The following is a 24,655-nucleotide window of genomic DNA, read 5'->3' on the forward strand; positions in this document are numbered from 1 at the left end:
TGCTCGCGCCCGGGACGTTTGACGGTAATCGTCAATTCATTGGCGTGCACACGATCAAGTGAGTAAGGTCCGACTCCATAGAGAGGCACTTACACCCGGGGGGTCGCCGAATGTCCGCAGCGAGCGTCAGACAGGCCGTCAGGCGGAGTGTGTCGGGGCTGCCACGGGAGTTCTGGTGGCTGTGGACCTCGACGCTGATCAACCGGCTGGGCGCCTTCGTCGCCACCTTCCTGGCCCTCTACCTCACCCTCGACCGCGGCTACTCGGCCGTCTACGCCGGACTGGTCGCCGCCCTGCACGGGCTGGGCGGAGTGATCTCCTCCATCGCGGCCGGCGTGATGGCCGACCGGCTGGGACGGCGGCCCACCCTGCTGATCGCCCAGCTGTCCACCGCCGTGACCGTGGCCCTGCTGGGCTTCATGGAGCACCCGGTGGCCGTCGCCGCCGTCGCCTTCCTGGTGGGCATGGCCAGCAACGCCTCCCGCCCGGCGGTGCAGGCGATGATGGCCGACATCGTCGCCCCCGAGGACCGGGTGCGCGCCTTCGCCCTGAACTACTGGGCCATCAACCTCGGCTTCGCCTTCTCCTCGCTCGCCGCCGGCCTGGTCGCGGAGCACAGCTATCTGATCGGCTTCCTCGGCGAGGGCGCGCTGACCCTCGCCTGCGCCCTCGTGGTGTTCCGGAAGCTGCCCGAGTCACGGCCCGAGCCGGTGACCGGGGCGGGCACCGGCGCCGCGGAGGCGGAGCCGGCCGTCAGCCTGCTGACGGTGCTGCGCGACCGGCGCTTCATGGGCGTCGTCGTGCTGTCGTTCCTGATGGCCTTCATCTTCCTGCAGCACTCGGTCGCCCTGCCGGTGGCCATGGGCGCCGACGGCTTCTCCCCCGGCGACTACGGCACCGTCATCGCCGTCAACGGCGTGCTGATCGTTGCGCTGCAGATCCCCGTCACCCGCTTCATCGAGCACCGCGACCCGCGCATGCTGCTGACCGTCTCCGCACTGCTGGCCGGCTACGGCTTCGGGCTCACCGCGTTCGCCGGGTCGATCGGCGTCTACATGCTGACCATCGTGGTCTGGACGCTGGCGGAGATCGTCAACTCCCCCACCCAGATGAGCCTCGTGGTCCGGCTCTCGCCGTCCCAGGGCCGCGGCCGCTACCAGGGGATGTACACCATGTCGTGGTCGGTGGCCGCCCTGGTGGCCCCGCTGGTGGGCGGCTGGCTGATCGACAGCTACGGCGCGGACGTGCTGTGGGGCGTGTGCGCGGTGGTGGGCACGGTGGCGGCGGCCGGCTACTGGATGCTGATGCGGAGTCTGCCTGCGGAGGGCCCGGCCGGGGGTGCCGCCACCGCCACCGCGGCGGCGCGGCCGGAATCGGAGCCCGCGGCGGCCTGACCGGCCGTCAGCGAGGGGTGGCGCCGGGGCTTCGCCCTGGCGTCACCCCTCGTCGCGCGTCAGGCGCGTGAACGCGTCGAGGTTGCGGGTGGACTCGCCCCGCGACGTCCGCCACGCGTACTCCTTGCGGATCGCGCTCGCGAAGCCCATCTCCAGCAGCGTGTTGAAGCTGCCGTCCGCGTGCTCCAGGACCTGGCCCAGTATCCGGTCGATCTCCTCCGGCGTCACCGCCGCCAGCGGCAGCCGGCCCACCAGGTAGACGTCGCCGAGCCGGTCGATGGCGTAGGCCAGCCCGTACAGCCTGGTGTTGCGCTCCAGCAGCCACCGGTGCACGGCCTCGTGGTTCTCGTCGGGGCAGCGCACCACGAAGGCGTTCACGGACAGGGAGTGGTTGCCGACGACCAGCGAGACGGTGGTCGACAGCTTGCGCGTGCCGGGGAGCTTCACGACGTACGTGCCGTCGCCGCCGGCCGGGCTCTCCCATTCGAGCCCCGCCTCGCGCAGCGTGTGCTCGATGGTGGTCTTCGCGTCAGACATGAGCCGAGCGTAGGCGACGCCGCCGCTCGCCGATCGCCGCGGTGTACACCTCGGCCGTGCCGGCGGCCGCCGTGTCCCAGCCGAAGGACTGCGCGTGGCGGGCGGCGGCCGCGCCCATCCGCTCGGCCAAGTGGGGGCCGTCGGCGAAGCGGCCCAGCACGGTGGCGTAGTCGGCGGGGTCGTGGCCGTCGACGAGGAAGCCGCTGACGCCGTCCCGCACGGCCACCGGCAGCCCGCCGACCGCCGCCGCCACCACGGGCGTGCCGCAGGCCTGGGCCTCCGCCGCCACCAGCCCGAACGACTCGCTGTGCGAGGGCATGACGAGCACGGACGCGGCCCGGTACCAGTCGGCCAGGCGCTCCTGGCCCACCGGCGGGCGGAAACGGACGACGTCGGCGATACCGAGGCGGGCGGCCAGCTTCTGCAGCCCCTCGGGCTTGGCCAGGCCGCTGCCGCTGGGGCCGCCGACGACGGGCACGACCATGCGCGAGCGCAGCTCGGGGCGGCGGTCCAGCAGCTCGGCCGCGGCGCGCAGCAGCACGTCGGGGGCCTTCAGCGGCTGGATGCGGCCGGCGAACAGGGGGATCAGGGCGTCGGCGGGAAGCCCCAGCCGTTCCCGGGCGGCGGCGCGGCCGTCGGCGGGCCGGAAGCGTTCGAGGTTCACGCCGGGGTGGACCACCGCGACCCTGGCGGGGTCGGCCTCGTAGTGGTGGACGAGCTCGGCGGCCTCGCCCTCGGTGTTGGCGATGAGCCGGTCGGCGGCGCGGACGATCTGGGTCTCGCCGATCACACGGGCGGCCGGCTCGGGGGTGTCGCCCTCGGCGAGCGCGGCGTTCTTGACCTTGGCCATGGTGTGCATGGCGTGCACCAGCGGCACGCCCCAGCGCTCGGCGGCCAGCCAGCCGACGTGACCGGAGAGCCAGTAGTGCGAGTGCACCAGGTCGTAGTAGCCGGGCCGGTGGCCGGCCCAGGCCCGCATCACGCCGTGCGTGAAGGCGCACAGCTGCGCGGGCAGCTCCTCCTTGGCCAGCCCCTCGTACGGGCCCGCGTCGATGTGCCGCACCAGCACGCCGGGGGCGAGCTCCACGGTCGGCGGCAGAGTGCCGGTGGTGGCGCGGGTGAAGACCTCGACCTCGATGCCGATCCCGGCCAGCCGCTTCGCCAGCTCGACGATGTAGACGTTCATGCCGCCCGCGTCGCCCGTGCCGGGCTGGTGCAGGGGGGAGGTGTGCACACTGAGCATCGCCACGCGCCGGGGCCGCCGGGGGCCGCCCAGGCGCAGCCGCTGGGGCTTGGGGAAGGGGCCGAGCGTACGGCCGCGGCGGGCGCCGAGCCGGGATGCGTACTGGCTCACCGTGCGTGTCCTCCGTCCACCGTCGAGGGCTGTCCGCCCCTGGGGACGTGCTCTGTGCTTTCTCCACCCTGCCAACGCGAGGAAGGCGTGCTGTCATTTCCACTTTGCCAAAGCGTGATGAAGCCCGGGTCACCGGCCGCCACCGGGCGGGCGCGGCCGCCGCCGCGAGCCGGGCCCCAGGGCGTGTCCGCACGGTCGCGACCCGGCACGCGACGCCCGGCACGCACGCTCGCCGACGGGGCGTTCGCCGGCCTCGGGTTACCGTAGCCGCATGACTTTGGAGCCGGTCCGCCGCGCGGCGCCGCGGTCCCGCCCCATCGGTTCCGCCACCCGCGGCACCACCAACCCCAACCGGCTGCGCCGCATGGACCGCTGGGTCGCCGCCACGCACGCGTCCGTCCTGCGCCGCTCCGCCGACCCGGTCGCCGTCGACCTCGGCTACGGCGCCGCGCCCTGGACGGCGGTGGAGCTGCTGGACCGGCTGCGGACCGTGCGCCCCGACGCGGAGGTCGTCGGCATCGAGATCGACCCGGCCCGGGTCGCGGCGGCCGGGCCGTACGAGCGGGAGGGGCTGTCCTTCGCGCACGGCGGCTTCGAGGTGCCGCTGCCGGGCGGGCGGCGGCCGGTGCTGATCCGCGCCGCCAACGTGCTGCGGCAGTACGACGAGGGCGAGGTCGCCCGTGTCTGGGACCGGCTGTGCGCGCGGCTGGCGCCGGGCGGGCTGGTCGTCGAGGGCACCTGCGACGAGATCGGCCGCCGTCACGTCTGGGTGGCGCTGGGCCCCGAGGGCCCCCGCACCCTGACCTTCGCCGCCCGCCTCGGCTCCCTGGCCACCCCCTCCGACCTCGCCGAACGCCTGCCGAAGGCACTGATCCACCGCAATGTGCCCGGCGAGCCCGTGCACGCCTTCCTGCGCGACTTCGACCGGGCGTGGGCGGCCCTGGCGCCCTACGGGGCGCTGAGCGCGCGGCAGCGGTGGATACGGACGGCCGCCGCGCTGCGGGCCGACTGGCCGGTCGTCGACGGGCCGGGACGCTGGCGGCAGGGCGAGCTGACCGTGCGCTGGGACGCGCTGGCACCGAGCGGGTGACAGTCCGGGAGCCCCGCGCCGACGGGCGACGCCGACGCCCCGGGCCCGGGTCCCCGCTCAGCCCAGCGCGGCCAGCAGCGCGTCGACCAGCGGCCGGTCCCGGTCGTGCGTCAGCCGCTCGCGGGCGGCGGACGGCACCAGCCACACCAGCCGGTCGACCTCCTTGTTCGGCAGGAACGCCCCGCCCACCGCCTCGGCCGCCCAGTAATGGACCTCCTTGGGCCGCCCGCCCACCACGTACCGCGACGTCCGCAGCGCCGCGCCCGGCACACAGCGCATGCCGGTCTCCTCCAGCACCTCGCGCACCGCGCACCGCAACGGGTCCTCGCCCCGCTTGAGCTTGCCCTTCGGCCACGACCAGTCGTCGTACTTCGGCCGGTGCACGAGCGCGATCTCGATCGGATCCCCCCGCCGCCACAGCACGCACCCCGCGGCCCGCACCAGCGCCACGTCGCTCACGGGCCCACCCCCGTCGTCACCCGCAGCCAGATCCGCCCAAAGGCGTACCGCGCCGACTCCACCTCGTGCCGCTGATCGGCGTGCAGCACCCCCAGCGCGTACGCCGTCGCCGGGGCGATGCGGGGCGTACGGGCCGCCGCCCCGGCCGCCGCGGCTGCCTCCGCCGCGTCACGGTGCCGGTCCAGCGCCTGGCCCGCGCCCAGCAGCCGCACCGACAGCGAGGGCTCCGCCTCGGCCTGCTGGTGCTGCTCGTCCAGCACCTCCTGGGCGTACCGGCGCAGCCGGACCAGGCGCCGCGCGTGGTGCCAGGGCGCGTCCTGACGGCTCTCGGGGGGCGGGGAGTCCGCCGCCGGGGCCGCGGCCAGGCCCAGGGTCAGCGCCTCTGCGTTGTACGGGCGCCCCGCCACCGCCAGGGGCAGCAGCTCCACCGCGTCCGTCAGCCGCCGCTGCGCCTGCTCGGCCAGGCACGGCAGCGCCTCCCCGGCGAGCAGGTCGCGGGCCGCCGGGTCCAGCGGCACCTCCGAGGCCAGCACCGCCACCGCGTCGGCCACCGCGTGGAAACGGGACGAGCCCAGCGCCTGCAGCGCCGCCGTGTGGGCCCGGGTACGGGCCAGGGTCAGCCGGCGGTCCAGCAGCGCCCCGGCCCGCGCGGCGCCCACGGTCAGCGCGCCCGCCGCCTCCGCGTCCGCCCCCGACAGCCGGTGCAGCGCCCCCCGCAGCCGCGCCAGGCGCGCCGCGTAGGCGTGCTCGCGCCCCAGGACGTCGGTCAGCCACCCCAGCTCGCCGCGCAGCGGATCCGTCCACGTGACGTCCGTCAGCGGCCGGAAGACCTGCAGCGTCCCGCCGATCCGGCGGGCGGAGCGGCGCAGCAGCCGGGCGGCCTCGCCGGCGTCCTCCGCGTCCGATCCGCTCTCGGCGTGCAGCCGCAGGCTGCGCAGGAACTCCGTCGCCTGCGCGTGCAGATACCCCGACAGCACCTCGCCGGCGCTCGCCGCCTGCACGACCACGGGTGCCCCGGCGACCCCGGTCGCCACAGGACTGTTCGTCATCATCACTTCCCGCCCCCCAGGAACCGCGCCCGGCGCGGAGCCCGTAACCGGCACATCATGAGGTCGCTGAGCCACGCCGGCGCCTCCGGGCGTCGATGAGCATCTCCTGGACGTTGCGCAGCGGCTGTCCGTCGGCGTCGATGGCCTGCCGCGTCCAGTTGCCGTCCGGGCCCAGGTGCCAGGAGGCGGTGCGGTCGGACACCCCGAGCTCCAGCAGCCTGCTGAGCGAGGCCCGGTGGCCGGGGTCGGTGACGCGCACCAGCGCCTCGATCCGCCGGTCCAGGTTGCGGTGCATCATGTCCGCGCTGCCCAGCCACACTTCGGGCTCCCCGCCGTTGCCGAACGCGAAGACGCGCGAGTGCTCCAGGAACCGTCCCAGCACGCTGCGCACCCGGATGTTCTCCGACAGGCCCAGCACGCCCGGTCGCAGCGCGCAGATCCCGCGCACCCATATGTCCACCGGCACCCCGGCGCGTGCCGCGCGGTACAGGGCGTCGATGACGGCCTCGTCGACCATCGAGTTGACCTTGATGCGGATGGAGGCGGGCCGCCCGGCACGCGCGTGTGCCGCCTCCTTGGCGATCCGCGAGACCAGCCCGTCGCGCAGCGACCTGGGTGCCACCAGCAGCCGCCGGTAGGTCTCGCGCCGCGAGTAGCCGGAGAGCCGGTTGAAGAGGTCGGAGAGGTCGGCGCCGACCTGCGGGTCGGCGGTCAGCAGCCCGAAGTCCTCGTACAGGCGGGCCGTCTTGGGGTGGTAGTTGCCGGTGCCCACGTGCGCGTAGCGGCGCAGCGTCTCGCCCTCCTGGCGCACGACCAGCGACAGCTTGCAGTGCGTCTTGAGGCCCACGAGCCCGTAGACGACGTGACAGCCGGCCTCCTCCAGCTTGCGGGCCCACTTGATGTTGGCCTGCTCGTCGAAGCGCGCCTTGATCTCGACGAGGACGAGCACCTGCTTGCCGGACTCGGCCGCGTCTATCAGGGCGTCGACGATCGGCGAGTCGCCGGACGTGCGGTAGAGCGTCTGCTTGATGGCCAGGACGTCCGGGTCGGCCGCCGCCTGCTCGAGGAACGCCTGGACGGAGGTGGAGAAGGAGTCGTACGGGTGGTGCAGCAGCACGTCGCGCTCGCGCAGCGCCGCGAAGATGTCGGGCGCGGACGCCGACTCGACCTCGGCGAGGTCACGGTGCGTGCCGGCCACGAACTTGGGGTACTTGAGCTCGGGCCGGTCCAGCGCCCCGATGTCGAACAGCGAGGTGAGGTCGAGCGGGCCGGGCAGCGGATAGACCTCGGCGTCGGAGATCTTCAGCTCGCGGACCAGCAGGTCCAGCACGTACGGGTCGATGGTCTCCTCGACCTCCAGCCGCACGGGCGGGCCGAAACGGCGGCGCATGAGCTCCTTCTCCAGCGCCTGCAGCAGGTTCTCGGCGTCGTCCTCCTCGACCTCGAGGTCCTCGTTGCGTGTCACCCGGAACATGTGGTGCGCGAGCACCTCCATGCCGGGGAACAACTCCTCGAGGTGGGCCGCGATGACGTCCTCCAGCGGCACGTACCGCTGCGGGGAGGCCTCCAGGAACCGCGACAGCAGCGGCGGCACCTTCACGCGCGCGAAGTGGTCGTGCCCGCTGACGGGGTTGCGGACGACCACGGCCAGGTTGAGCGAGAGCCCCGAGATGTACGGGAAGGGGTGCGCCGGGTCGACGGCCAGCGGGGTCAGCACCGGGAAGATCTGCTGCCGGAAGAGGGTGAACAGCCGTCCCTGCTCCTTCTCGGTCAGCTCGGGCCAGCGGATCAGGTGGATGCCCTGCTCGGCCAGCTCCGGGGCGACGTCCTGCTGGTAGCAGGCGGCGTGCCGGGCCATGAGCTCGCGCGAGCGGGTCCAGATCAGCTCCAGCACCTCGCGGGGCTGCAGCCCCGAGGCGGAGCGGGTGGCGACGCCGGTGGCGATGCGGCGCTTGAGGCCGGCGACGCGGACCATGAAGAACTCGTCGAGGTTGCTGGCGAAGATCGCCAGGAAGTTCGCCCGCTCGAGCAGCGGGGTGCTCGGGTCCTCGGCCAGCTCCAGCACCCGCTCGTTGAAGGCCAGCCAGCTGCGCTCACGGTCCAGGAAACGCCCCTCGGGCAGCGCCTCGCCGTCCGCGACGGCCTCGCCGTCGCCCCTGACCACGCCCTTGAGCTCGTACGCGTCCAGCTCGTCCCCCAGCTGTGGCACGCCCGCGACGACAGCCGCGTTCGGCCGGTGGGCCGCGATGAACCCTACCGAGTCGGCGTTGTCGTGTGCACGGGCACCGGACGACTGGCTCATGTCTCCATTGTTCCGCGCCGCGGGCAGCACAGGCGCGTCGGACGAGGACGCGGGGGCGGCGCGAAGCCGTCGTTCGGTTGCGCGAGGGGTGACGGGCTGCATTCCGCAAGACTCGCAACCGAGGTTGAATCACGGGTAACGCACACGTGACGCGCAGGCAATCCGGACCGGGCGCCTGCCGCCTGCCGCCTGCGGCGGGGGCCGGGGGGGCGCGGCGCGCCGGGACGGGTAGCCGGAGCCGGGCGCCTGCGGCGGGCGGGTCGGCGCGGCGCGCCGGGAGCGGTCCGCCTCGCACCGGACGGATGCCGGATGCCGCAACGCGGCGGGCACGGCCGCGGCCGACGGCGGGCGCCCGCATCGGGCGCCGTCGCGTCGGCCGGCGGGCGGCCCGGTCGCAGGCCGGGCCCGTGGCCCCGCGCGCGGACGACTACGGATAGGCGCGGCGGATCAGCCGCACAGCGACGGCCGCGACCAGTGCCGCCAGTCCCACCGTCATCGCCGTCTCCGCCCACTGCAGGGGCCACAGGTGCGAGGAGGGGTGGAAGTCCACGTACCAACCGCCGGCCCGGTGGCGGATCAGGCATTCCTCCGGGCTGATTCCCACCGCGCAGTCGGGCTCCGCGATCCGGCCGCCCGTGCGGTCGATCATGCCGCGCTCGACCACCCAGGCGTCGCCCTTGATCAGGCCCGGCATCGCGGCGGACATCTCGGTGGTCATGCCGGTCAGACGCGGCCGCAGCCACTCCATCAACCCGGCCAGCGCGGAGTACAGCGCGAGCGTCCCGCCCATGGCCGCCACCGTCCGCTGCACCAGCAGCCCGATCAGCGTCCCCAGGCTCAGCGCCAGCAGCGCGTGCGCGACGGGGGCGGGCCCCAGCATGTCGTACGACTGGTACCAGGACTGCCCCGGCAGCGCGTCCGCGGGCACGGCCCGCCAGGTCCAGGTGTAGACGGCCGACAGCAGCGACACCCCGGCGGCCACCGCCACGGCCGGCACGGCGAGCTTCACCGCCAGCCACCGCGCCGGCGAGACGGACTGCGTCCAGGCCAGCTGGTACGTACCGCTCTCCAGTTCCCGCGCGATCAGCGGCCCGGCCGCGAACAGTCCGATCAGCCACGGCAGGGCCTGGATCACCATCCCCAGGTAGTGCAGCGGATCGCCGTATTCCTCCCGGAAGGGGCCGACGGCCTCCGCCGAGGGGCCGCAGCCCCACATCGCCGTGCACGCGATCGTCAGGCCGTTGTCGCGGACGTACTCCACGATCCACATGCGCAGCGTCACCAACGCCAGGAGCATCGCGACGAGCCCGCCGAGCGCGATCCACGCCGTGGTGCGGTGCTGCCGCAGCACCAGCCGGACCAGGCCGCGTGTCCCGGCCGCCATCCCGTGCCGAACCGTTTCCTTGCCCTTGCCCATGCCCTCGCCCTCGCCGGCGCGCGCCGGGGCCGTCGCCGCCGTCATGCCGCCGACCACTTCGAGGGCGACAGGCGCGGCTCGGCGCTCGGCGCGATGAGCGCCGGTGCCCCCGGGGCCCGCAGGTGGGCCAGGAGCAGCTCCTCGAGCGAGGGCTCGGCTGTCTCCCAGTGCCCGCTGATGGGCCCCTCGGGCCTGACCAGCGCGGTGAGCTGACGCCCCGTCGTGCGCGCCTCGACGATCGTGTGGGCGGCGAACTCGCGGGGCGTGCCGACGTCCTCGTAACGGCCCATGACGAGCCGGTGCGCGGAGATCAGGTCCTCGACCTCGCCCGCGAGCCGCACCCGCCCGTCGGCGAGCAGCAACAGGTAGTCGCAGGCGCCCTCGAGCTCGGTGAGGATGTGGGAGGCGATGACGACGGTGGTGGCGTTCTCGGCGGCCTCGGTCATCAGGGCGGCCATCATCTCGTGGCGCACGAGCGGGTCGAGGTCGCTCATCGGCTCGTCCAGCAGCAGCAGTTCGGGCCGCTTGCCGAGGGCGAGGGCGAGCGCCACGCGGGTGCGCTGGCCGCCGGAGAGGGAGCCGATGCGGGCGGCGGGCGAGAGGTTGCCCCCGCGTATCAGCCGTTCGGCGACGCGCTCGTCCCAGCGGCCGGGGTTGAGGGCGCGGCCCATGCGCAGCGTGTCGGCGACGGTGAAGTTCGGGTAGAGCGGCTTGCTCTGGCCGAGGTAGGCGACGCGGGGGCGCACGGCCGGATCGCCCGGGTCGCCGCCGAGGACGCGCAGCCGGCCGCCGGAGGGGCGGCGCAGCCCGGCCGCGACGGTGAGCAGGGTGGACTTGCCCGCGCCGTTGGGGCCCACCAGCGCGCACACCCGCCCGGCCGGCACCCGGAAGCCGCAGTCGCGCAGCGCCCGGCCCCGCCGGTACTTCGCCTCCAGCCCGACCGCCTCCAGGGCGGTCCGGTCGGGCAGGAACGTCAGATCGGTCATGCGGTCCCCTCACTCACGCGGTGGTCCGCCCGCGCGTGGTCCCCGAAGCTCTCCTCGGTGACGGAGGCGACCAGCGCGGCCACGTCCTCCCGGTCGAGCCCGGCCGCGCGGGCGCATGCCATCCAGTCGGCCAACTCGGCGCGCAGCGGCGAATCGGCGGCGGCGCCGGGGCGGGCCAGCGACTTCCGCACGAACGTCCCCAGTCCGGGGCGCGCCTCGACCAGGCCCGCGCGGTCGAGCTCGCGGTAGGCCTTCAGGACGGTGTTGGGGTTGATGGCGGTGGCCGCGACGACCTCTTTGGCGGTGGGCAGTTTGTCGCCGGGGGCGAGCAGGCCGAGCCGCAGGGCCTGCTCGACCTGGTGCACGATCTGCAGATAGGTGGCGACCCCACTGCGCCGGTCGATGCGGAACTCGACCACGCGATCACCCTTTCACTACTTGACTAGTGAAAGGGTGATCCAAGCGTTCGCGCAATGTCAAACAACGAGGCGGGTGGAAGGGGGAAAGGATTCAGCTCTCGGTCCGGTACATCAGATCCGTCTCGTGCGTGACGAACCCCAGCCGCTCGTACACGCTGACGGCCGCCGCGTTGTCGGCGTCGACGTACAGCATCGCCGTCGGCAGCCCCTTGTCCGCCAGGTGCCGCAGCCCGATCGTGGTGAGCGCCTTGCCGAGCCCGCCGCCCTGCGCGCCGGGCCGCACGCCCAGCACATAGACCTCGCCCAGCCCCTGCTCGGCGTGCACCTTCGTCCAGTGGAAGCCGACGATCTCCCCGGCGGTCTCCCCGGCCGTGTCCCCGCCGAACTCCCCGGCCCGCTCGGCGAGGAAGAAGCCCTCCGCCTCGAACCAGCCCTCCGCCTTGCGGTCGTCCAGGTCCCGCTGGGTGAGCGAGCCCTGCTCGGGGTGGTGCGCGAACGCGGCCGCGTTCACGGCCAGCCACGCCTCGTCGTCCAGGCCGGGGCGGAACGTGCGGACGGTGACGCCCTCGGGCAGGACGGGCTCGGGCAGGTCCAGGTCCGCCAGCGGCCGCCGCATCTGCCGCAGCTCGCGGAACAGGCTCATCCCCAGCACCTGCGCCAGGTGCCGGGCCGCCGGGTGACCGCCGTGCGCCCACACGCGCAGCCGCTTGCCGGACTCGCCCAACAGGGCGCTGCCCAGCGCCCGCCCGTGCCCGCGCCCCCGGTGCGCGGGGTGCACCACGAACTCGCCGGCCGGCGCCTCCACCGGGTCGCTCTCCTCCAGCTGCCCGTATCCCACGAGCTCCTTGTCCGCGCCGCGCAGCAGTACGTGCCGCACGCCCGCGCGCCGCCCCTTGAGCTGCAGACGCCCCTGCTCCGAGACGGCCGGCTGCCCGTCCACGGCCGCGGCCTCCCCGATCAGCCGCAGTACGTCCGCCACCAGCTCGGGCGTCAGTTCGTCCAGCGCCTCGATGCGCCGCTGTCCGCTCACGTCGTTCACCACGTCACTCATAAGGCGAGCCTACGACTCCGTCCCGGCCGCGGACGCGGCACGCGGATGCGGCACAAGTCACCCATCCGTTACCGGGGGGCACCTGCCGGGCTACGCGCGTCGACCGTATGCTGCGGCCGACCTGATACACCCACAGCGCAGTTCACGAGCATCACAAAGGGGAACACATGCCCGCGAAGCCGCCGCCGCGCAAGCGCAGCACCATCAGACGGCTGACCGCCACCACCGCCGTGCTGGCCGCCACCGCCGGCGTCCTGACCGCCGGCACCGCCCCGGCCGGCGCCTCGGACGCGTACGGCACCGGGAAGGGCAACGGCCGCACGGTGGATGTGCAGCTGCTCTCCTTCAACGACCTGCACGGCAACCTCGAGCCCCCGCAGGGCTCCTCCGGCACCGTCACCGAGACCCAGGCCGACGGCACCACCAAGGCCATACCGGCGGGCGGCGTCGAGTACCTGGCCAACTCGCTGCGCACGGCCCGCAAGGGCCACGAGTACTCGATCACCGCGGCGGCCGGCGACCTGATCGGCGCCAGCCCCCTGATGACCGGCCTCTTCCACGACGAGCCGACCATCGAGGCGCTCAACAGGATCAAGCTGGACGCCACCTCCGTCGGCAACCACGAGTTCGACGAGGGCCGCGCCGAGCTGCTGCGCATGCAGCGCGGCGGCTGCCACCCCAAGGAGGGCTGCTTCGAGAAGGGCAAGACCTTCCGGGGCGCCGACTTCCCCTACCTCGCGGCCAACGTCACGGACGAGAAGACCGGCAAGCCGATCCTCAAGCCGTACACGATCTGGAAGCACAAGGGCGTCAGGATCGGCATCATCGGTCTCACGCTCGAGGGCACCCCGGACGTCGTCACGGCGGAGGGCGTCAAGGGCCTGAAGTTCCGCGACGAGGTCGAGACGATCAACAAGTACGCCAAGGAGCTCGACCGCCAGGGCGTGAAGTCGATCGTCACCCTCATCCACGAGGGCGGCCTGCCGGCGTCCGGCTCGTACAACTACGACTGCGACACCCCGGGCGCGGGCGCGGGCATCTCCGGTGCGATCGTCGACATCGCGAAGAAGACCACCCCGAAGGTCGACGCCTTCGTCACCGGCCACACCCACCAGGCCTACGCCTGCACGATCCCCGACCCGTCGGGCGCCCCGCGCACGGTCACCTCGGCCGCCTCGTTCGGCCGCCTGTACACCGACACCACGCTGACGTACGACCGCCGCACCAAGGACATCGTCCGCACGACGGTCAAGAGCCCGCGCGCGAAGAACCACGTCGTGAACCGTGAGCAGCCCAAGGCCGCGGACATGACCAGGCTCATCGACCGCTGGAAGACCCTGGCGGCCCCGGTGGCCAACAAGCCGGTCGGCTACATCACCGCCGACATCAACGGCCGCGGCTCGGAGGAGTACGAGAAGCCGCTGGGCGACGTCATCACCGACGCCCAGCTCGAGGCCCTGGCCCCCAAGGACAAGGGCGGCGCCCAGATCGCCTTCATGAACCCCGGCGGCATCCGCTCCGACCTGGCCCACAAGGCCTCGGGCGGCGAGGGCGACGGCGTGGTGACGTACGGCGAGGCCTTCACGGTCCAGCCGTTCACCAACCTGATGCAGGTCAAGGACATGACCGGCGCCCAGGTCCTGGCGGCCCTGCGCCAGCAGGTCAGCGGCCCCAACGAGGCCCAGCCGAAGATCCTCCAGGTCAGCAAGGGTCTGACGTACACCCTCGACCTGACGAAGAAGGGTGCGGACCGCATCGTCACCTCGTCGGTGAAGCTGAACGGCGCTCCGCTGGAGGAGAACAAGACCTACCGCGTCACGGCGAACGAGTTCCTGATGGGCGGCGGCGACGGCTTCCCCGCCTTCAAGGAGGGCACCAACAAGCTGGTGGCCGCGTCGGACCTGGACGTGTTCATCGCCTACCTGCAGGCCCACTCGTCCAAGGACGCGCCGCTGGCGCCGCCGAAGGGCGAGCGGATCACGGTGGTGAAGTAGTGGGCCAGGGGTGCCGCCGCGCGGCGGCACCCCTGCCCCTCAGACCGGCTGCGATTGCCGGAACCGGCGCAGCTCCCTCGCGAAGTCCCGCCCGTCCCGGTCGGGATCGAACTGATCACCGAGCGCCCGCCACAGGGCCTCGTAGTCCTGGCACGCCGCCTGCAACGGCAAGGGAACCCGGGTGTCCCTGACGGCATCGAGCAACTGCTCGCTGCGGCGTATGGGAACCATGCCGGCGGGCGAGGCCGCCCGTTCCATCCTCAGGGCACGCGCCGCTCTCTCCAGCCGATCCTCGATCCTGCCGGGGAATATCGCGATCCACTCCGCGGCGTCCTCACGACCGAACCACGCCTCGTCCAAGAGGTCGTCCACCTCGGGCACACCGGGCGGCAGTCCGGTCCCGCCCAGGAGATCCGGTTCCACGGCACGGCGGACGACCCGCAACAGCCGTTCCCTGTCCCGCCATTCTGTTCCCGCGTGACTGACGAAGCGGTAGACGCACTCCCACACCTCACGTTCGTCGGCGAACCACCGAGCGAGCGTGAATGGTTCGGCGAGCGGCCCACTCCCCTGCCTGGCGTGCCAGGTGTGCTCCATGACCCAGGCCGTACGTTGCAGCAGCCGCTGGTGATAGGCCACGATCTCGGCCTGCACCGGCCGTTCGGGCCGGAGGCGATCGGGAGCGGCATGCGGGTAGATCTCACGCTCGAAGCGGAGGAAACGGGGCTCCCGTCGCAGCAGCGTCAGGTCGGGGTCCTCCGTGAGCAGCCATGAACGCATGAGCGGCTGGAACCCACTTCTGTCGGTCCTGGCGGCGTCCTCCAACTGATGCACGGCGGACTGCGTAAGAAGCCCTCGTTTCCAGCGGAAAGGCGGGTAGTTCATGGCAGCCGCGTACACGCATGCCGCGTTGTAACTGTCCTGCCAGGGGCGGCGTGGCCACATTCGCCACGACCTCAGCCAGCGCTTCGGACGATGTCCCAAGGGCCAGTCGAGTTGCCGGTGGAGATGGAAGTCGAGCCACTCAGGGCTTGTCAGCCACCACTCAGGCCGCCTTTGACCATCAGGGACGAGGGAGTCGGCCCAGGCGCGCCGCAGGGGCGCCCACACCTTGCGGTTGATCCGCAGCGTGGTCCAGGTGACGGTGCCGTGGTAACGCCGGGTGACGAACGGCAGCAGGCTCGACCAGGGCATGTCCCGGACGAGTTGCACCATCTCCTCCTCGCAGGCGCGCTGGAAGACAGCCCTGACCATTTCCGGGTGGTGGTAGTCGTCGAGGATCCGCGTGAGCCGATACCTGATCGGGGTCTCTGTCGTGCCGAACGGTGATTGTCCGGGCAGGGCGTAGTCAATGAATGCACGCCAGTACCGGTCGACAAGAGCCGGCTCCAGCGCTCGGCGGATCTCCGTCCGGGCGCTCCCCCGGCGGGGCGTCTCCAGGTCCTCGAAGGGGCTGAGACACCACTGGACGGCGGTCCGCTCGCCGACACCGAGCACGACGGCGAACCGATAGCGGACCTCGAGCAACCCGTCGCGCCACCACCGGTAGCGCCATCTGAGGGCCCTCCGCCAATGGAAGCGTCCCAGGCCCGCGCCCAGGCGCCGGTCCCGCTCCCGCTCGGTGCACCCGTCCAGAAGCATCGCCCCGTAGTACGTCTCCAGGGCGTCGATGTGCAACCACAGCTTTTCCTGGATTCCGCCGATCTGCGTCCGCAGATAGAGGTTCGACGGATCGAACCGCAAGGCTTCGTAATAGCGCTCCAACGCACAGTCGAACTTCCGTTCCTTGCTGAAGCGCCGTCCTTCCTGATACTCGGCGAACAACTCCGGGCTCAGGTCACGGCCGTGCCACGCCTGCCAGGGCGGCCGCTTGCTGGCGCGCGTCACCGGTACGAGGGAGGCCATCACCCAGTTCCCGGCGGCCCGCACCACATCCGGCCAGGTGCTCCGCCACAGCGTCTCCGTGCGGCTGCCCCGCATCGCATACGACGTGACCGTGATCGTCATTCCGCACCGTGGCCCCCGTGCCTGCTCACGCAGCACCCCGCGCACGGTGTAGGCGACCTTGGGCCGAATCCGGCTGAACAGCCGCAGGAGGCTCGTCCCGAGCTTCTTCGGCTCGACTTCGATATCCCCGAGCAGGTCGATGAAGTTCTCCGCCGGCGCTTCGGCAGGCAGCGAGGTCGGCGGATAGAGATTGGTCTCCGACAGATACTTCCGCAACTGCGCGGTCAGCCCTTCGACCTGCGGTTGCACTTCCGGGCCGGAGGCCACGAGCCGCTGAACGTCCACGGGCCCGGGGCGATAGGCATTGCGCGCGAGCATGGCCCTTCGAAGCAGCACGAAAAAGAGGATGAGCAGCGCCAAGGCGCCGAGGCGGGCTCCCAGGGCGGCCCCTTCGGGCCCGCTCATGACCAGTCGCGCGGCACCTTCGAACAACCGCATCACGAACTCGACCACAGCCTCGAGGGGCGCCGGCACCCACTCCCATCCCCGGGCGTCCCATGGCGGCTTCCGTTGGCCTGTCATCCAGACCGCGCACCCCAGCGCCAGAAAGGCCAGCACCGCACCCGCCGCCGTCCGCATCACATGCGGAACCGGCAGCAGCGAAGCCTCCGTCGTGGAATGCCGTTCCGGCCGAGAAGACACGTCGACCCCCAACCGCTCGGGCCGTCACTTCCAGTCTTCTACGGAACCGGGCCGCGGCAAGTCGGCCCGCGCCGAGCCCCCGACCAGGGGCCCGAACGGGTGAGCCCGTGCTTCGCCGCACGGCCCGTGGGCACCCGCGAAGGGAACGGAGGCCGTCATGGACAAGACATCCGTCAGGACGTCCGCAGGGACATCCGCCGGGACATCCGATCCGCGCCTGTCGCGAAACCGCGCACGGCTCGCCCACAAGCTGCGCTACGCGCTCCGGCATCCCCGCCGCATACTGCCCCACCTGCGACGGGCCACCCGGAACGGCCGGCTGAGGCTGCGGCATCGGGGGAACCACATCGCCTACTACCGGGGCGTCATGGCGTCCGACACCGCTCGGAGCCCCGAGGCGGCGGTCGGTGGGGGGCCGTCGCGGGACCGCTGGCTGGCCATCGGGCAGATGCAGTACGACTACCTGCTGCGGCACGGGCTGACGCCGCAGGACCGGCTGCTGGAGATCGGCTGCGGCAACCTGCGCGGCGGGTGGCGGCTCATCGAATACCTCGAGCCCGGCCATTACTACGGAATCGACATATCGCCCGACATCCTCATCGAGGCCAAGAAGACACTGGTCCACTACGGCCTCCAGGACAAGCTGCCGCATCTGACCCCCGTCGACGACCTGACGCTGGGCTTCCTGCCGGACAACTGGTTCACGGTGGTGCACGCGCACAGCGTGTTCTCCCACTCACCGCCGGCCGTGATCGACGAATGCCTGGCGCACATCGGCCGCGTGCTCGCCCCTGCCGGCTTCTTCGACTTCACCTACAACCGCACCGAGGCAGCCGAACACCAGGTGCTGGGCGAGGACTTCTACTACCGCACCGAGACGCTGGTCCGGCTGGCCGGGCGCCACGGTCTCACCGCCCGCTTCATGGACGACTGGGAGCGCTTGCCGCACGGCCAGTCCAAGCTCCGGCTCACCCACGCCACGGGCGACCGGGCGTCGTCGTCCGATCCTGGTGCTCGAGCAGAAGGAAGCCGCCGCCATAGCCGCCACAATTGACGCAAACCAGCCCTTGTCGCCCCCAGTGCCTCGAAATCTGTGCGTAACAGCTCCCCTGTAGCGTGCCGCGCCAGACGACGGCAAGGGAGCAGGGAGCACCGATGCGCGACAGCACTGCGGCAGCGGCTGAGGCAGCGGCTACGGCGGCGACGATACGGATCCGGCCGGGCGCGGACGACGATCTCGGCGAGCTGACCGAGATCTACAACCACTACGTCGTCCACACCCCGATCACCTTCGACATCGAACCCCTCGCCCCCGGCGACCGCCGCGCCTGGCTCGAGTCCCATCCCGCCACCGGCCGCCACCGGCTGCTGGTCGCCGAGGAGGCCGGCCGGGTCCTCGGCTACGCGACGAGCAGTCCCTTCCGCGACAAGCAGGCCTACGAGACCTCGGTCGAGACCAGCGTCTACCTCTCCCCCGAGCACACCGGCCGGGGCCTCGGCGGCCTGCTCTACGCCGCGCTCTTCGAGGCCCTCGCCGGCGAGGACGTCCACCGCGCGTACGCGGGCATCACCCAGCCCAACGTGCCGTCCATGCGCCTGCACGAGCGCTTCGGGTTCCGCAACACCGGCGTGCTCGAGCAGGTGGGCCGCAAGTTCGGCACGTTCTGGGACGTGGCCTGGCTGGAACGGCGCATCGGCTGACCCCCGTCCGGCCGATCACGCCTCATACAGGCCGTCGCTGCTCATCCCTTGGGGACGGGCGGCAGTTCGGCGTGCCGAACGGTGTACCCGCCCTTGGTGACGGGCGCGTACGGAGCCGAGGACATGCAGGTGCCGACGTCGGCCATCTCGGGCTCCTTGTCGGGGTCCTGCGACTTCATGTTGACGGTCGCCCAGGACAGGCCCACCCGGTCCTTGGAGTGCCCCTTGTCCTTGCCCCCGTCGTGGACGCTGAACCCGAGCCGCTTGCCCACCCAGTCCGGGCCACCGGGGGCGACCTTGGTCATGACGGCCGTCAGGGTCGCGGTGTTGGGGCCGGTGACCATGCAGTCCACCTTGCCTTCGGCCGTGAAGGTCTTGTTCAGCTCGGCGAAGTAGTGGGAGATCTTCACCGTGCCCCGCGCGTCGGTCGGCAGCCCCTTGGGCAACCCGGGCACCGGCTTGGTGTACGGGGCGGCCACCGCGTCGAAGGTGAACGAGCGGACGTCCTTGTCGGGGTGGTAGGGGAGCATGAACTCCGCGGACCCGGTGACCCGCGCACGCGCGGGCTCCGCGTGCGAGGAGTCGGCGGAGGCGGCGGAGGCACCGCCCAGGGCGGCGGTCGCGACCAGGGCCAGGACGACGGCGCCGGCTTTGCGGGCGGGAAGAGAAACGGTGATGGCCACGGCTGACTCCTGAGGTTCGGGTCGAGAGCTACGGGTCGAGAGCTACGGGCGGCCGACCGGTGCGACCACCGATCACCGCCTGAACTCATCGTCGCGGCACAGCCCGTACGGGCCCATCAGCCTCAGGATTCAACTCGCCCACCCTCCTTCCCCCGCTCGGCGGAGGGGCATCGACCGGTGGGAGGAGCCGGTCAGCGTGCGGGGGAATCCGGCGACGGGAGTCGTGGCGAAAGCGCGGCGCCTGCGGGGAGAGCAGAGGGCCGCGCAGGCTGACAGCCTGCGCGGCCCTACCGGTCATCGGTGCGATGCGTTACCGGGTCACCAGACCCACTGCTGGCCGTACTCGCCCAGGACGACGCGCGCGCCGTTGTCCTTGATCACCGGCGTGACGTCCACGCCGCCGACCGACAGACTGCCGCTGGCGTTCATGTTGACGATGGGCGCAGAGGGCTTCCCCACCTCACGGTTCAGGTACCAGAGCTGGGTTGCCAGGCCCTTGACGCAGCTCCACTGCTGGACCGGGGCCCCCAGGTCCTTGCGGGAGTCGGCGATCTCCAGGCACTTGCCGCTGTTGAGATTGACGATGTTGTAGTACCCGCCACCCACGAATCGGAGCTGCCACTGCGCCCCGGCCTGGTTCTTGCAGGTCCACTGCTGGGCGCGGGCGCCATTGGCCTTGCTGGAGTTCTCGATCTCCATGCACTTGCCGGTGTCCGAGTGGATGATCAGCTCACCGGTGAGTGCCTGGCTCTGGGCCGGCGCCATCAGGACGAGCGCGGCACCCGACGCCGCCACAGCCGCGACCTTCGCGAGAATCTTCATTCTTACCCTAAACAGCCATTTGTTGCGTCAACATGAATATGTCACTTACGTGAAATAAACATACTGGATGGCCCGCTTTGCCTTGCAATGGGGCGGTCGCCGTAGCTCACGCCGCGAGCGAGGCCCGCATGCGGTCCAGCCCGCGCAGCACCTCGTCGCGGTTCTTCGCCTGCTTGATCCACACGGGGAGGCGGCCGAAGAGCCCCATCTTGCGCCAGGGCTCATACCAGGGGTCGTGTTCGCGCAGAGTCGCCTGCACGTACTGTCGCAACAGGTCGAGGTGTTCGAGGTTGTACGCCCACAGGCGACCGTGCCGCGTGTTCCTCTGGAGCCAGAGCGGCTCGTGGAAGTAGGGATCGAGCATGTCCTGGGCGCCACCCCGGAAGAATGCGATCGGATCGTCCTTCTTCCGTTGCCGCGACAGTCCGCAGTGACGGCACACGAGCCGCCGCGGCACGCCCCAACTCGATGCATTGTCCCGAGCATCGCGGACGGCCGTGACTACCTCCGCCTGCCGCTCGCACTTGGGACAGCGCACGAGTATCGAGTCGGAGACGGCGAAGTGGTGCTTCCCATATCCGGGATCCCGGAAGCGGGCGGGGGAGGACGGGAGCATGGCGCCAGTATGCGTGGGGCGCCCTCACGGACTGTCAGCAGCCCCTCCGGGAGCTCTTCGACGCCGGCATGGCGGCCTTCTCCGGCCCGGTGGACGAACTGGTCACGGCCGGCTACCCGTTCCCCGACCACGGCACGGTCGTCGACGTGGCGATGATGACCGTCGTAACGGGCCACGGACGCGGCCCCTCCGAACTCGACGCCCTCTTCACCCGAGCCGGCCTCCGCCGCACCCGTATCCTCCCCACCCCCTCCTTCGCGTCGATAGTCGAGGCCGAAGCGATGACATAGACATGGCCCGGCCGCCGAGCCGCTGCCATCTGCCGAGACGGCTGAGAAGGCTGAGAAGTCTGAGAAGTCCCGCAAAAACGGCCCTCTGTAAGCTAAGCCGGATTCGCATTTCTCACTACGTCAGGACTTCTCCGTGCACGCCCCGCACCTTCCCTTGGCCGCCTGGTGGGTCATCACCGCCGCCGCCCTCGCCATAGATCTGGCCTTCTGGCTGCCGGTCATGCCGTCCGGCAGGGCCAAGTGGAAGCTGTGCACCGGCACCGCCGCATTCGCGGCGGGCGTCGCGGCGCCCCTCCTGCTCACCGGCGGCACCCTGGAAGCGACCCTGCCCGTCCTCGCCGTCGGCTTCCTCACCCCGTCCCTGATGTTCGCCGGCCACCGGAAGACGATGCGGCAGCTCTGGCGGGACCACGAACGGCCCGGAGCGCTTGGGGACGACCGCAAGGTGCCCGTACGCGTGTGGGTGCAGGCGGCGGTCGTGCTCGTGGTGATGGCCTGCCTTGCCGGGTGGCTCCTCTGGCGCGCCGACTGACCGGGGCGGGCCGGAGGCCCGCCCTACCTGACGTGCGGGTTCGCCTTGACGGCGCGTATCAGGGCGCCGAGCGTGGCTGTCGCCACGGTGAGGACGGTGTCCGGGGCGTCGCTCTCGCGAAGCTTGATGACGTGGGCCAGGGACGCAACGTTGACGCAGTTGCCCGCGTCGGCGCTGAACGAAGACTTCTGCCATACATTCATCGGCACGGTGATCACCTCACGCCGCGTAGGAGGCCGTGGATGAAGTCACTCGACCTCACCGGATCGAGCGAGGTCGCCTCCATCCGTTCCGCGACAGCCCTGTACTTGGCCAACTCGGCATCGGCGTCGACGAACCGGCACCCCGGAGCGACATCGAGTTGAACAGTGTCGAGCTGCGGCACAGGACCAAAAACATAGTCGAACGACTGGCCCGTACCGGGAAACGTACCGCCTCCGGCGAAGGGAACAACCCGGATGGTGACGTGATCCATCTCGCTCATCGAGAGCAGGTGTTGAAGCTGCGCTCGAACGGTAGCCGTACCGCCGAACTCCATCCGCAGCGCGGCCTCGTGAATGATCGCGGTATACGGGGCCGGATTGTCCCGGTAGAGGATGGCCTGCCGCTTCATACGGTGGGAAAGTCGGTGTTCCACCTCGTACGCACGGAGCGGTGGAGCCGCGTCCTGGAATACGGCACGCGCGTGGTCGGGCGTCTGAAGCAGTCCTGGGATGTGAATGACCAGGCATGCGTGAATGCCGCAGGCATGGTGCTCGACCTCGGCCAAATCCGCGAAGCCGACCGGCAAATGCTCCCGGTACTCGTCCCACCAGCCCCGTGTGCGGCCACCGGTCATGGCGGCCAGGGCATCGACCAACCCTTCGTCCGCGCAGGAGTAATTGCGCGCCATCGCACGTACCCGGTCCGCACTCACCGCATGGCGACCCGCCTCGATCATGCTCATTCGGGCCTGCTGGAAGCCGAAGCGTGCGGCGGCCGCGGTCGATGACAAGCCCGCGCGCTCGCGGAGCTTGCGCAATTCGCTACCCAGGCGGCGCTGCCTGAGAGTTGGGGGATTGATCGGTGGCATGGGGGTCACTGTAGGGCCGCGCCGTCCACGGCTCTGTCACCCACACGAGGGGTAAATCGGAGCTCTACGTAGGAAGCGCTGTTAGGCCTATGCGCGACTGCCCTACCGTCGGGTCCAAGCCCCCCCCCCGCAAGGAGCCACACATGGCAACCGTATCGCCGGAGAACCCCTGGTTCTACTCGCTCACCATGGCGCGCGATCCGCGCGCCGCCCGCATTGCGCGGCTGACGCTGCGCGGGGTGATGGCGAGCCACGACATGGACGATCTCTCCGACCTCGTCGAGCTGCTGGCAAGCGAGTTGGTGACCAACTCCTACCTGCACTCCGACGGTCCCGCCGAGCTCCGTGTGCGGCAGGTCGACGGGGACAACGTCCGGATCAGCGTCTGGGACACGAACCCCGAGGTGCCCGCGCCCTTCGACCGGCCGGTGTGGCGCGGCAAGCTCTCGGCGCCCGCGTTCGACCCCGAGGCGACGTGCGGGCGCGGCCTGTTGCTGGTGCGGCTGTGTGCGAACAGCTGGGGCAGCTGGTCGATCGGCGAGTCGTTCCCGGGCGTCACCGGCAAGCTCCTGTGGTGCGAAGTGGGCCGCACCCCCGGCCCGTTCGGCATTGCGGCATAAGCACACAAACCACTCCACAGCGCCGTTCGCGAGATGCGCTCCCTCGCCAAAGCACAAGACCGGACAAGTCTTCCTCTTTCCGTCCGACCCGGGATATCACTGGCTTGCGCCTGAAATGGTGAGAGGAGCCCAGCCATGGAGCCCACCGAAATGAACACCGCCTGGTACGTCGACTCCCGGTGCACCAACTGCGACGTCGCCCGTCAACTCGCCCCCGGTCTCATCGAGGAGATCGACGGACGCGCCGAAGTGGTCCGGCAGCCCCGGGACGAGGCCGAGGTCCGGCAGCTGCACACCGCCGCGTACGCCTGCCACACTCGCTCGATCCGCCGCGACGGGCAACGGCTCGACCCGGGTCTCGACCCGTTCCCGCTCGCACTGGACACCGGCCTCTACCTCTGCGGGCACAATTCGCCGCACACCGCCGCCGCCAACTCCTACCTCCTGCGCCGCCCCTCCGGCACCGCGATGATGATCGACACCCCCCGGTGGAGCGAGGCGCTGGCCGCGCGGTACGAGGCGGCACTGGGCCCGGTGACGGACGTCCTGATCACGCACCGGGACCACGCCGCCCACGGCCGTCAGTACGCGGACCGCTTCGGTGCACAGCTGTGGATACACGAGGGCGACCTCGACGCCGCCCCCGACGCCGACCATGTGCTGCACGGCACGGAACCGGCCGAGATCGCCGAAGGGGTGATCGCGCACCCGCTCCCCGGGCACACGCTCGGCAGCGTCGTCTACGTCGCCGACGAGCGCTACTGTTTCGCCGGCGACAGCTTCTACTGGTCGCGCACGACGGGCGACCTGGAGGTGGCCGACAGCGTCACCTGGTACTCGATCACGGAGCTCGCCGCCTCCCTGGCGCGTACGGCCGGGCGGCTGCGGTTCGAGTGGGTCCTGCCGGGCCACGGCGACCGCAAGCACCTCCCGCCCGAGGAGATGAGCCGTCGTCTGCACGCGCTGGCGGCACGCGCACAGACGCTCGAGCCCCGGCCCGTCGACTTCACCGCCCTGCTCTGGTAGCCCGGCCCAGGGCGGTGCGGTGCAGTCCGCCCCCTACAGCGTCGCGGTGACCTGATCCTCGGCGTAGTCGAAGCCGTTCGGGTCCAGGTAGAAGACCTTGACCTCGGCCTTGTCGCCCTTGGCGAACTGCGCGTGGAGCTCCGGGCGCAGCTTCAGCCGCAGCGTGCGGCTCTCGTAGTCGCAGACGAGGTCCCCGGGCTTGACGAGGGCCGCGGCGCGGGTCGAGATGTGCTCGTCGGTGACCTTGACGGCCTGTGCGACCAGCTGGAATTCCTCGCCCGGGTCGCAGGAGTACGTGACGTCGACGTGCAGGCCGGAATCGGCGAGCGACACCTTGTCGATGGCGAGCAGGTTGGCCTTGGCCGCGGCGGGCGACGCCGAGGCCAGGGCCCCCGCGCCGGCCAGAAGGACAGCGGCTGCGGCACCGGCCGCGCGGCGGCCGAAACGGGACGACGACTGCATGAGGATTCCTTCCCCCCTGTGCCGTCATCCCGGTCCGGGCCGTCGCCGTCTACGAGTACGACTGCGACTTACGACGACCCGCGTGGTGACGGCGACCATGTCCTGTCGATGGTGATCCGGAATCCTACGC

At 71.4% G+C, this 24,655-nt stretch carries 25 protein-coding genes; 9 read left to right on the forward strand and 16 right to left on the reverse strand.

Annotated elements, in window-relative coordinates; translation table 11 throughout:
- Positions 1 to 110: 110 nt before the first annotated feature.
- The gene (locus ACIG36_RS25350) at positions 111 to 1,394 is read left to right on the forward strand and encodes an MDR family MFS transporter (RefSeq protein WP_399932037.1); all 1,284 of its coding nucleotides are present in this window, start codon (positions 111 to 113) and stop codon (positions 1,392 to 1,394) included.
- A gap of 42 nt (positions 1,395 to 1,436) precedes the next feature.
- Here the strand turns inward: ACIG36_RS25350 and ACIG36_RS25355 are convergent, their stop codons facing one another.
- Positions 1,437 to 1,931: a YbjN domain-containing protein gene (locus ACIG36_RS25355; protein WP_399932040.1), complete on the reverse strand. Its 495-nt coding sequence runs from the start codon at positions 1,929 to 1,931 to the stop codon at positions 1,437 to 1,439.
- A complete protein-coding gene (gene mshA / locus ACIG36_RS25360; protein WP_399932043.1) occupies positions 1,924 to 3,285 on the reverse strand; it encodes a D-inositol-3-phosphate glycosyltransferase in 1,362 nt (453 codons plus the stop codon). Before mshA ends, ACIG36_RS25355 begins: the two co-directional genes overlap by 8 nt.
- Positions 3,286 to 3,556: 271 nt before the next feature.
- Here mshA and ACIG36_RS25365 point away from each other — a divergent pair, with 271 nt between their 5' ends.
- On the forward strand, positions 3,557 to 4,375 hold the full coding sequence (locus ACIG36_RS25365) for a class I SAM-dependent methyltransferase (RefSeq protein WP_399932045.1): 819 nt from the start codon (positions 3,557 to 3,559) through the stop codon (positions 4,373 to 4,375).
- Between the two features lie 57 nt (positions 4,376 to 4,432).
- Here ACIG36_RS25365 and ACIG36_RS25370 read toward each other — a convergent pair whose 3' ends face one another.
- The 7 genes from ACIG36_RS25370 to mshD all read right to left on the reverse strand — a co-directional run bounded on the left by ACIG36_RS25370 (position 4,433) and on the right by mshD (position 12,058).
- The gene (locus ACIG36_RS25370) at positions 4,433 to 4,834 is read right to left on the reverse strand and encodes an NUDIX hydrolase (protein ID WP_399932047.1); all 402 of its coding nucleotides are present in this window, start codon (positions 4,832 to 4,834) and stop codon (positions 4,433 to 4,435) included.
- Positions 4,831 to 5,883 (reverse strand): CHAD domain-containing protein, encoded by a 1,053-nt coding sequence (locus ACIG36_RS25375; protein WP_399932050.1) that lies wholly within the window; start codon positions 5,881 to 5,883, stop codon positions 4,831 to 4,833. Before ACIG36_RS25375 ends, ACIG36_RS25370 begins: the two co-directional genes overlap by 4 nt.
- Before the next feature lie 55 nt (positions 5,884 to 5,938).
- Positions 5,939 to 8,185, reverse strand: a complete 2,247-nt coding sequence (locus ACIG36_RS25380; protein WP_399932052.1) for an RNA degradosome polyphosphate kinase — start codon at positions 8,183 to 8,185, stop codon at positions 5,939 to 5,941.
- Positions 8,186 to 8,612: 427 nt separating this feature from the next.
- Positions 8,613 to 9,647 carry a hypothetical protein gene (locus ACIG36_RS25385; protein WP_399932055.1) on the reverse strand — a complete coding sequence of 345 codons (1,035 nt, stop codon included), beginning with the start codon at positions 9,645 to 9,647 and terminating at the stop codon, positions 8,613 to 8,615.
- Positions 9,644 to 10,588, reverse strand: a complete 945-nt coding sequence (locus ACIG36_RS25390) for an ABC transporter ATP-binding protein (RefSeq protein WP_399932058.1) — start codon at positions 10,586 to 10,588, stop codon at positions 9,644 to 9,646. The genes ACIG36_RS25385 and ACIG36_RS25390 overlap by 4 nt, the downstream gene beginning before the upstream one ends.
- Complete coding sequence (locus ACIG36_RS25395; RefSeq protein WP_399932060.1) at positions 10,585 to 11,007, reverse strand: GntR family transcriptional regulator; 423 nt, start codon at positions 11,005 to 11,007, stop codon at positions 10,585 to 10,587. Before ACIG36_RS25395 ends, ACIG36_RS25390 begins: the two co-directional genes overlap by 4 nt.
- A gap of 91 nt (positions 11,008 to 11,098) precedes the next feature.
- A complete protein-coding gene (gene mshD / locus ACIG36_RS25400; RefSeq protein WP_399932063.1) occupies positions 11,099 to 12,058 on the reverse strand; it encodes a mycothiol synthase in 960 nt (319 codons plus the stop codon).
- 167 nt (positions 12,059 to 12,225) lie between these two features.
- Between mshD and ACIG36_RS25405 the strand changes: the two genes are divergently transcribed.
- A complete protein-coding gene (locus ACIG36_RS25405) occupies positions 12,226 to 14,052 on the forward strand; it encodes a bifunctional metallophosphatase/5'-nucleotidase (protein ID WP_399932065.1) in 1,827 nt (608 codons plus the stop codon).
- 39 nt (positions 14,053 to 14,091) lie between these two features.
- Here the strand turns inward: ACIG36_RS25405 and ACIG36_RS25410 are convergent, their stop codons facing one another.
- The gene (locus ACIG36_RS25410; RefSeq protein WP_399932068.1) at positions 14,092 to 16,701 is read right to left on the reverse strand and encodes a hypothetical protein; all 2,610 of its coding nucleotides are present in this window, start codon (positions 16,699 to 16,701) and stop codon (positions 14,092 to 14,094) included.
- A gap of 157 nt (positions 16,702 to 16,858) precedes the next feature.
- Here ACIG36_RS25410 and ACIG36_RS25415 point away from each other — a divergent pair, with 157 nt between their 5' ends.
- The gene (locus ACIG36_RS25415; protein WP_399932071.1) at positions 16,859 to 17,755 is read left to right on the forward strand and encodes a class I SAM-dependent methyltransferase; all 897 of its coding nucleotides are present in this window, start codon (positions 16,859 to 16,861) and stop codon (positions 17,753 to 17,755) included.
- A 101-nt stretch (positions 17,756 to 17,856) separates the two neighbouring features.
- Positions 17,857 to 18,402 (forward strand): GNAT family N-acetyltransferase, encoded by a 546-nt coding sequence (locus tag ACIG36_RS25420; protein WP_399932075.1) that lies wholly within the window; start codon positions 17,857 to 17,859, stop codon positions 18,400 to 18,402.
- A 41-nt stretch (positions 18,403 to 18,443) separates the two neighbouring features.
- Here the strand turns inward: ACIG36_RS25420 and ACIG36_RS25425 are convergent, their stop codons facing one another.
- The 3 genes from ACIG36_RS25425 to ACIG36_RS25435 form a co-directional block, all read right to left on the reverse strand.
- Positions 18,444 to 19,085 (reverse strand): hypothetical protein, encoded by a 642-nt coding sequence (locus ACIG36_RS25425; RefSeq protein ID WP_399932079.1) that lies wholly within the window; start codon positions 19,083 to 19,085, stop codon positions 18,444 to 18,446.
- Positions 19,086 to 19,403: 318 nt separating this feature from the next.
- Positions 19,404 to 19,907, reverse strand: a complete 504-nt coding sequence (locus ACIG36_RS25430) for an RICIN domain-containing protein (RefSeq protein ID WP_399932082.1) — start codon at positions 19,905 to 19,907, stop codon at positions 19,404 to 19,406.
- A gap of 106 nt (positions 19,908 to 20,013) precedes the next feature.
- Positions 20,014 to 20,271, reverse strand: coding sequence for a hypothetical protein (locus ACIG36_RS25435; RefSeq protein ID WP_399932085.1), 258 nt, complete (start codon positions 20,269 to 20,271; stop codon positions 20,014 to 20,016).
- Between the two features lie 320 nt (positions 20,272 to 20,591).
- Between ACIG36_RS25435 and ACIG36_RS25440 the strand changes: the two genes are divergently transcribed.
- Positions 20,592 to 20,813 (forward strand): hypothetical protein, encoded by a 222-nt coding sequence (locus ACIG36_RS25440; RefSeq protein WP_399932088.1) that lies wholly within the window; start codon positions 20,592 to 20,594, stop codon positions 20,811 to 20,813.
- A gap of 133 nt (positions 20,814 to 20,946) precedes the next feature.
- Positions 20,947 to 21,345 carry a hypothetical protein gene (locus ACIG36_RS25445; protein ID WP_399932090.1) on the forward strand — a complete coding sequence of 133 codons (399 nt, stop codon included), beginning with the start codon at positions 20,947 to 20,949 and terminating at the stop codon, positions 21,343 to 21,345.
- A gap of 23 nt (positions 21,346 to 21,368) precedes the next feature.
- On the opposite strand, the gene ACIG36_RS25450 is transcribed toward ACIG36_RS25445, so the two are convergent.
- Positions 21,369 to 21,548, reverse strand: a complete 180-nt coding sequence (locus tag ACIG36_RS25450) for a DUF397 domain-containing protein (protein ID WP_399932320.1) — start codon at positions 21,546 to 21,548, stop codon at positions 21,369 to 21,371.
- An 11-nt stretch (positions 21,549 to 21,559) separates the two neighbouring features.
- The gene (locus ACIG36_RS25455; RefSeq protein ID WP_399932093.1) at positions 21,560 to 22,417 is read right to left on the reverse strand and encodes a helix-turn-helix domain-containing protein; all 858 of its coding nucleotides are present in this window, start codon (positions 22,415 to 22,417) and stop codon (positions 21,560 to 21,562) included.
- Positions 22,418 to 22,560: 143 nt separating this feature from the next.
- Here ACIG36_RS25455 and ACIG36_RS25460 point away from each other — a divergent pair, with 143 nt between their 5' ends.
- Both ACIG36_RS25460 and ACIG36_RS25465 read left to right on the forward strand, forming a co-directional pair.
- Entirely contained in the window at positions 22,561 to 23,037 is a 477-nt protein-coding gene (locus ACIG36_RS25460; protein ID WP_399932095.1) for an ATP-binding protein, read from the forward strand.
- A gap of 135 nt (positions 23,038 to 23,172) precedes the next feature.
- Positions 23,173 to 24,063: an MBL fold metallo-hydrolase gene (locus tag ACIG36_RS25465; protein ID WP_399932098.1), complete on the forward strand. Its 891-nt coding sequence runs from the start codon at positions 23,173 to 23,175 to the stop codon at positions 24,061 to 24,063.
- A 33-nt stretch (positions 24,064 to 24,096) separates the two neighbouring features.
- Here ACIG36_RS25465 and ACIG36_RS25470 read toward each other — a convergent pair whose 3' ends face one another.
- Positions 24,097 to 24,525, reverse strand: coding sequence for a hypothetical protein (locus ACIG36_RS25470; RefSeq protein ID WP_399932101.1), 429 nt, complete (start codon positions 24,523 to 24,525; stop codon positions 24,097 to 24,099).
- Positions 24,526 to 24,655: the final 130 nt, after the last annotated feature.

It is taken from the genome of Streptomyces sp. NPDC053048 (assembly GCF_044547045.1).
Taxonomy (GTDB): domain Bacteria; phylum Actinomycetota; class Actinomycetes; order Streptomycetales; family Streptomycetaceae; genus Streptomyces.